This window comes from Nitrobacter sp. 62-23, assembly GCF_001897285.1.
Lineage (GTDB): Bacteria > Pseudomonadota > Alphaproteobacteria > Rhizobiales > Xanthobacteraceae > Nitrobacter.
In genome coordinates this window covers 22,782-29,796 of the sequence record NZ_MKSM01000139.1, presented here as the reverse complement: position 1 = coordinate 29,796, position 7,015 = coordinate 22,782, and the positions used below count along the sequence as shown (strand labels likewise).

Sequence of the window (7,015 nt, the reverse complement as noted above, 5' to 3'; positions counted from 1 at the left end):
CGCGCGTCCCCGCAGACCAGATCGAGGCGCTGATCATCAATGCCGTAGGTGACCGACTGACAAAGTCCGGGGAACAATGGTCAGGGTCGCTCGGAGAGCAAAATGCCGTCGCCGCCCGTATCGCAAAGGTCGAGGTTCGCACCAAGCACTTGGCTGTAACCCTCAAGACGATCGAAACCATGCTAACTCATGACCATGAACTGGCTCGACACGACGATGCCGGCACCACGCAAGGCGAGGTCGTCCTGATTCCCTGGACCAAGCCGCCGATGCGCAGGTTCCGAGATGTGATCCAACCCGCATCCGCCTCTCCCCGGCGAACACGACCAATCCGCGCCGAGCGTCGCGCCGGCCTGATCCGTGCCATTGCACGCGGCCGGCAATGGCTGGACGAGATCGTCTCCGGACGGGCAACTATCCAAGAGATTGCCGTCAGGCAAAAGTGCAGCGTCCGGCAAATCAATCTGACACTGTCGATGGCTTTCCTCGCCCCGTCACTGGTCAAGGCGGCGGTCGAAGGTCGCCTGCCTCGTGGTATCGGCATCGCAGAACTCCGCGATGCGCCGCCCGAATGGTCGAAACAGTACGTGAAACTCGGATTGCCCAGGTTTTGAAAACAAGGTTGAGGTCGTCTATTCGACTCGCATCGTCCTGTGGCCACGTCCCGCGCCGGGGTCTGCGCGGCGTCCGGCAAGCAGGCCTTTCTTCTGAGCTGAACGGAATCCTGCCAGGAACGGGAATTTTCGGACCAGAGACAGGGGCTGAGAAACGGCCACATCCACGAACGGAGACAACGGCGCACAAAACCGGAGTCAGAAAACCCCGCCAACCGCGGGCCTTTCCCGTCAGTCTCCATACAATGGCAGAACAACAGACTGGGTGGTGGGCGCGACAGGGATCGAACCTGTGACCCCTACCATGTCAAGGTAGTGCTCTCCCGCTGAGCTACGCGCCCGAAAAACGTCCACATGGGGTCGCCGCGACCTATATCGGCTCCGGTGCTGACAGGCAAGCACGGGCGAGCATGAATTACGCCGCCAGCATCTTGTTCACTTCGCTGACCAATTCGCGCAGGTGCACCGGTTTGGAGAGCACCTTGGCGTTCTTGGGCGCCTCGGAATCGGAATTCAGCGCGACGGCGGCAAAGCCGGTGATGAACATGATCTTGATATCGGGGTCGAGTTCCGACGCACGACGCGCCAGTTCGATCCCGTCCATTTCCGGCATCACGATATCGGTGAGAAGCATTTCGAATGGCTCCTCGCGCAGCCTCTGGTAGGCTGACAGGCCGTTGTCATAGGACGATACCTTGAAACCGGCGTTTTCCAGCGCCTTGACCAGGAATCGGCGCATGTCGTTATCGTCTTCGGCAAGGAGGATTTTGTGCATGGCGGTGGTATCGGGCCCGACTTGGAGGAGTAGCCGCCCCTACTTAGCCTGATGATGGTAAATTTGGGGTGAAAGCGAACTTTGGCTTGGCAGAATGGCTGCGATTATCGACAATGCAGGCTCGAAAAGCGCCTGTCCAGACGACATTCGACAGTAGGCTGCGCAATTTCAGGATGACGCCCGGCAATGACCCAGTTTGACAGCGGCCAGCCGCCCCCTTTCGAGATCGCTGAGCCGGCGACGTGGCGGTCTCCCATCATCTTCAATTCCCCGCACTCCGGCTCGAACTATCCGGAGCAGTTTCTGGCCGCTTCGCGGATCGACCTGGCCAGCCTTCGCCGGTCCGAAGACTCGTTCATGGACGAACTGATCGCCGGCCTCGTCGACGCCGGCTTTCCGGTGGTTCGGGTCAACTTTCCCCGCTCCTATGTCGACGTCAACCGCGAGCCCTATGAACTCGATCCAAGGATGTTCACCGGTCGGCTGCCGAGCTTCGCCAATACGCGATCGATGCGGGTGGCCGGCGGCCTCGGCACCATTCCGCGCGTCGTCGGGGACGGTCAGGAGATCTATCGCGAGCGTCTCAGCGTCGACGACGCCCTCGGCCGCATCGAACTGCTCTACAAACCCTACCATCGCGCGTTGCGGCGGCTGATTCACAAAGCCCACCAGACGTTCGGAACGGCCATCATCGTGGATTGCCACTCGATGCCCTCGACCGGCATCTCGCACGATGAACCGAGGCGACCCGATATCGTGATCGGGGATCGCTACGACACCAGTTGCGCGCCGCTGCTTCCGAACATCATCGAGGACGTGATGAGCGGCCTCGGCTATTCGGTCGGCCGCAACAAACCCTACGCCGGCGGGTTCATCACCGAACATTACGGCAATCCGGCCAGTGGATTGCACGCGGTTCAGTTCGAACTCAACCGCGCGGTCTACATGGACGAACGCCGCCGCGAGCGCGGCCCGCGCTTCCGTCAAGTAGCGGCGGATTTCATGACGCTCGCCGACGCGCTGGCCGCGATTCCCCTCGGCGATCTCGGGACGTTCAGGTCGGCCGCCGAATAAACCGTCGCCTGCGAGGCGGCGAGGACTTCGAAACCACCGTCCCCTTGCAGCCAGGCGCCAAGAAAAAGGGCCGCTCGTCAAACCAAGCGGCCCAAGTCTGGGAGGAAACGCCCAAGGAGGGCAGCGGCAGCGCGAGGGCTACCGCACCGCAACAATATGTGGCCGCGCTGCACAAAAGGCAAGAGGTTTCATAACGATTTTCCTCCGATTAGGCATATTCTGATTTTGTCGCAAAGGCGACTGACGACTAATTTATTAAGCAAAACCAATTTCTTAATACGAATTTCCAGGGGGAATCGCCTCAGTCCGGACAAAAGACGCGGCACGGCCGATTCCCCTCCGATCAGCGCGGATATCCCTCATGTCCGGCACCCCAAAGCGGGATAACTGCCGCGCAATGGATCGCAAACGGTGCGATTTCGGATTCCTGCATGTATAGGAGGCGCTCAACTTGGGGGCGCGCGGGCGCGCGACGCGCAGCCATCGCCCGATGAGGTAAAGACGTGACGGTGATCGATTTTACCGCCTTCATAGACCGTCTCGCGACGGCCGCGGGCGAGACCATTCTGCCGTTCTTCAGAACATCTCTTCTCGACGTCGAAAACAAGTGTGACACCCGGGGCTTCGACCCGGTCACGGAGGCGGACCGGGCCGCCGAGGCGGTCATGCGCCGGATGATCAAGGCGAGCTTTCCGCAGCACGGCATCGTCGGCGAGGAATTCGGCAATCAGAACGAAGACGCCGAATACGTCTGGATGCTGGACCCGATCGACGGCACGAAGTCCTTCATCGCCGGCTTTCCCATCTGGGGCACGCTGATCGCGCTGCTCCATCGCGGCATGCCGGTCTACGGCATGATGCACCAGCCCTACATCGGCGAGCGGTTCAGCGGCGACAACCGCTCCGCGCGCTATCACGGGCCATCAGGCGAGCGCAAGCTCGCGGTGCGCCGGTGCGCATCGCTGAAAGAGGCGACCTCGTTTACGACCAGTCCGCTGCTGATGAATCCCGACGACCGTGCAGCCTTCGGCAAGGTCGAGGCCGAGGTCCGGCTGACGCGCTATGGCGGCGACTGTTATTCCTACTGCATGCTGGCGGCGGGCCATCTCGATCTCGTCATCGAGACGGAACTGAAACCCTATGACATCGCAGCCTTGATCCCGATCATCACCGGGGCGGGCGGCGTGATCACGACCTGGGAAGGCGAGCCCGCGCAAGGCGGCGGCCGCGTCGTCGCCGCCGGCGATCCACGCGTGCATGAGGCCGCGCTGAAACTGTTGAATCACTAGGTCGGCGCGCTCTGGTCGGGAAGACGCGCCTGACACCGGATTCGAGACGATTGCGGCCGCCAATGCAACCCGTCGCAACACCCGCGCGGGATGAAACTATACGCCGCTCTCCCGCTCAACCGCTTGGAAGCCGATGTCGCGGCGGCAGAAGCCGTCGGGCCATATGATGCGATCCACCGCCTCGTAGGCGCGCGCCTGCGCCTCCGCAACCGTCTTGCCCGAAGCGCAGACATTCAGCACGCGCCCGCCATTGGCGAGGATGCGACCGCCCTCCTCCTTCGTTCCGGCCTGGAAAATCTCCACGTCCTCGACCTTGGCTGCCTCGTCGAGCCCTTCAATGGGCGTGCCCTTTGCATAGTCGCCGGGATACCCTTTCGCCGCCATGACAACGGTCAACGCCGGATCGGGAAACCAGCGCAGGCTGAAATGGTTCAACTGTCCGTCGCAAGCGGCAAACAGCGCCGGCACGATGTCTCCCATCATCCGCAGCATCAGCACCTGGCACTCCGGATCGCCGAAGCGCACGTTGTATTCGATCAGCTTCGGCCCATCGTCGGTGATCATCAGGCCCGCGAACAGCACGCCCTTGAAAGGCGCGCCTCTCGCGCGCATGGCGCGCAGTGTCGGAAAGATGATCTCGTCCATGGTGCGGCGGCACATCTCGTCAGTCATGACGGGCGCCGGCGAATAAGCGCCCATGCCGCCGGTGTTCGGTCCCTTGTCGCCGTCGAAGGCGCGTTTGTGATCCTGCGCCGTCGCCAGCGCCAGCGCGTGCTCGCCGTCGCACAGCGCGAAGAACGACGCCTCCTCGCCGCGCATGAACTCCTCGATCACCACTTGCGCGCCGGCCGCGCCGAAACCGCCCTCGAATATCATGTCGACCGCCGCGTTCGCGTCCTCGACCGTCATCGCGACCACGACGCCCTTTCCCGCGGCAAGCCCGTCAGCCTTGATGACGATCGGCGCGCCGTTCGCGGCGATGTAGGCCTTCGCCGCCGCGGCATCGCTGAAGCGCTCATAGGCGGCGGTCGGAATGTTGTTGTCGCGGCAGAGATCCTTGGTGAAGCCCTTCGAGCTTTCAAGCCGGGCTGCGGCCTGGCTCGGCCCGAACGCCTTGATGCCGGCGGCCGCGAGATCGTCGACGATGCCGGCGGCAAGCGGCGCTTCCGGCCCGACCACCACCAGATCGATCTTGTTGGCCTTGCAGAATGCGATCACCGCGGCATGGTCGGCGACGTCGAGCGATACGCATTCGGCGACGCGCGCGATCCCCGCATTGCCCGGCGCGCACCAGAGTTTCGTCAGCAGCACGGAGTCGGCGATTTTCCAGGCCAGCGCATGTTCGCGGCCGCCGGAACCGAGCAGGAGAATATTCATGGACGACTGCCGATAAGGATTTTCGATGGTTGACCGACGCTTTAGCATGGTAAGGCGGAGGCGCAACAGAAGGGAGCCAGATGCCCGCAGGCCCTGCACAATTATTGCCGAACGCGCCGGAATATACCGTCTCCGAACTGTCCTCGGCGCTGAAGCGCACCGTGGAGGATACCTACGGCCATGTGCGTGTGCGCGGCGAAATATCGGGCTTTCGCGGTCCCCACGCCTCGGGCCACTGCTATTTCGCGCTGAAGGACGAGAGCGCCAAGATCGAGGCGGTGATCTGGAAAGGCGTTCATGGCCGGATGCGGTTCAAGCCGCAGGAAGGCCTCGAAGTCATCGCGACCGGCAAGCTGACGACCTATCCCGGCTCGTCGAAATACCAGATCGTGATCGAGGCGCTGGAGCCCGCCGGAATCGGCGCGCTGATGGCGCTGATGGAGGAGCGCAAGAAGAAGCTCGCGGCGGAAGGACTTTTCGACGAAGCCCGCAAGCAACTGCTGCCCTGGTTGCCCGAAATGATCGGAGTGGTGACCTCGCCGACCGGTGCGGTGATCCGCGATATCCTGCATCGGCTGGAGGACCGTTTTCCGCGCCGCGTGCTGGTGTGGCCGGTGCGGGTGCAGGGCGAAGGCTCGGCGGAACAGATCGCGGCCGCCATCGACGGCTTCAATGCGCTGCCGGAAGATGGACGCATTCCGCGTCCCGATCTTCTGATCGTCGCGCGCGGCGGCGGCTCGCTCGAAGACCTGTGGTCCTTCAACGAGGAGATCGTGGTCCGCGCGGCCGCGAACAGCATGATCCCGCTGATCTCCGCGGTCGGCCACGAGACCGATATCACGCTGATCGACTTCGCCGCCGACAAGCGGGCTCCGACACCGACCGCGGCGGCCGAAATCGCAGTGCCGGTCCGCGCCGACCTGTTTGTTGAACTCTCCAACCTCGCGGCACGCGCCATGGTCGGCTGGCGGCGCGGTCATGACGACCGGCGCACCGAATTGCGCTCGGCCGCCCGCGCGCTGCCGGAAGCAGGCGAGTTGCTGGCGATCCCCAGGCAAAAGCTCGACGGCGCCGCCGCCGCGTTGCCGCGTGCCTTGCGTGCGAGCACGCACCTGCATCATCGCCGCTTTACGCAAATCTCGAGCGGTCTCACGCTGCGCGTTCTGCGCGCGCAGGTCAGCCACGCCAAACAATCCGTCGCCGCGACCGGCGCGCGGCTCGCACATTGCACGCAGGTCGTCTTGCGGCATCGCCGCGATCACTTCACCGGACTGGCTGTGCGGCTCACGGCTTCGCGCCTCGCCAATGCGCAGGCGCAGCACGCCCAGATCGCACGCGCGAACGAACGCACCCAGCGCCTCGCCGAGCGGGCGCGGCGGGCCCTCGTCACCTTGCTGCAGCGGCATGAGGCCCGCATCGCGCATTCCGGCCAGTTGCTGGCGGCGGTGTCCTATCGCGGCGTGCTCGCACGCGGCTTCGCGCTGGTCCGCGACGACGCCGGGCAGGCGTTGCGAAGCGCATCGGCGGTCGATCCCGGAGCACGACTCACGCTTGAATTCGCGGACGGGCGGGTGAACGCGACCGCCGACAACGATCGGCTGGCTGCGACATCGTCCGGCTCGAAAGGCCGAACCAAGGCCGCACCCGCCCGCCGCATTGCGAAGCCCGGCGATCAGGGAGATCTTTTCTAGAGCATGATCCCGAAAAGTGGAAACCGGTTTTCGGAAAAGATCATGCTCAAACAAAAAGATAGGCGATCTGATTCAATGCAGTTGAACCAGACTCTAGTGGTCCAATTCTAACATTTGCATCCCGTTGCCGCAGGGAGTTCTTGCAAATGTTAGAATCACAGGACCACTAGCAACTATCAGGTTTCTAGTGGAGTT

5 protein-coding genes, 1 tRNA gene and 1 pseudogene are annotated in these 7,015 nt (G+C 63.1%); 4 read left to right on the top strand and 3 right to left on the bottom strand.

Annotation, left to right across the window (positions count from 1 at the left end; genetic code table 11):
• Window positions 1-614 (top strand): annotated as a pseudogene (locus BGO16_RS17580) (recombinase family protein); the annotation flags it as partial.
• A gap of 266 nt (window positions 615-880) precedes the next feature.
• On the opposite strand, the gene BGO16_RS17575 reads toward BGO16_RS17580, so the two are convergent.
• Window positions 881-955, bottom strand: a tRNA-Val gene (locus tag BGO16_RS17575).
• A gap of 74 nt (window positions 956-1,029) precedes the next feature.
• The gene (gene cpdR / locus BGO16_RS17570; RefSeq protein ID WP_009797255.1) at window positions 1,030-1,389 is read right to left on the bottom strand and encodes a cell cycle two-component system response regulator CpdR; all 360 of its coding nucleotides are present in this window, start codon (window positions 1,387-1,389) and stop codon (window positions 1,030-1,032) included.
• Window positions 1,390-1,575: 186 nt separating this feature from the next.
• Between cpdR and BGO16_RS17565 the strand changes: the two genes are divergently transcribed.
• Both BGO16_RS17565 and hisN read left to right on the top strand, forming a co-directional pair.
• The gene (locus tag BGO16_RS17565; RefSeq protein WP_292620447.1) at window positions 1,576-2,463 is read left to right on the top strand and encodes an N-formylglutamate amidohydrolase; all 888 of its coding nucleotides are present in this window, start codon (window positions 1,576-1,578) and stop codon (window positions 2,461-2,463) included.
• Between the two features lie 503 nt (window positions 2,464-2,966).
• Window positions 2,967-3,752, top strand: a complete 786-nt coding sequence (gene hisN / locus BGO16_RS17560; RefSeq protein WP_292620446.1) for a histidinol-phosphatase — start codon at window positions 2,967-2,969, stop codon at window positions 3,750-3,752.
• A gap of 96 nt (window positions 3,753-3,848) precedes the next feature.
• On the opposite strand, the gene purD is transcribed toward hisN, so the two are convergent.
• A complete protein-coding gene (gene purD, locus BGO16_RS17555) occupies window positions 3,849-5,129 on the bottom strand; it encodes a phosphoribosylamine--glycine ligase (RefSeq protein ID WP_292620445.1) in 1,281 nt (426 codons plus the stop codon).
• A gap of 80 nt (window positions 5,130-5,209) precedes the next feature.
• Between purD and xseA the strand changes: the two genes are divergently transcribed.
• Window positions 5,210-6,820: an exodeoxyribonuclease VII large subunit gene (gene xseA, locus BGO16_RS17550; RefSeq protein ID WP_292620444.1), complete on the top strand. Its 1,611-nt coding sequence runs from the start codon at window positions 5,210-5,212 to the stop codon at window positions 6,818-6,820.
• Window positions 6,821-7,015 lie beyond the last annotated feature (195 nt).

Coding starts and splice junctions, on each gene's coding strand:
- BGO16_RS17565 (WP_292620447.1), top strand. CDS start 1,576: ATGACCCAGTTTGACAGCGGCCAGCCGCCCCCTTTCGAGATCGCTGAG.
- purD (WP_292620445.1), bottom strand. CDS start 5,129: ATGAATATTCTCCTGCTCGGTTCCGGCGGCCGCGAACATGCGCTGGCC.
- xseA (WP_292620444.1), top strand. CDS start 5,210: ATGCCCGCAGGCCCTGCACAATTATTGCCGAACGCGCCGGAATATACC.
- cpdR (WP_009797255.1), bottom strand. CDS start 1,389: ATGCACAAAATCCTCCTTGCCGAAGACGATAACGACATGCGCCGATTC.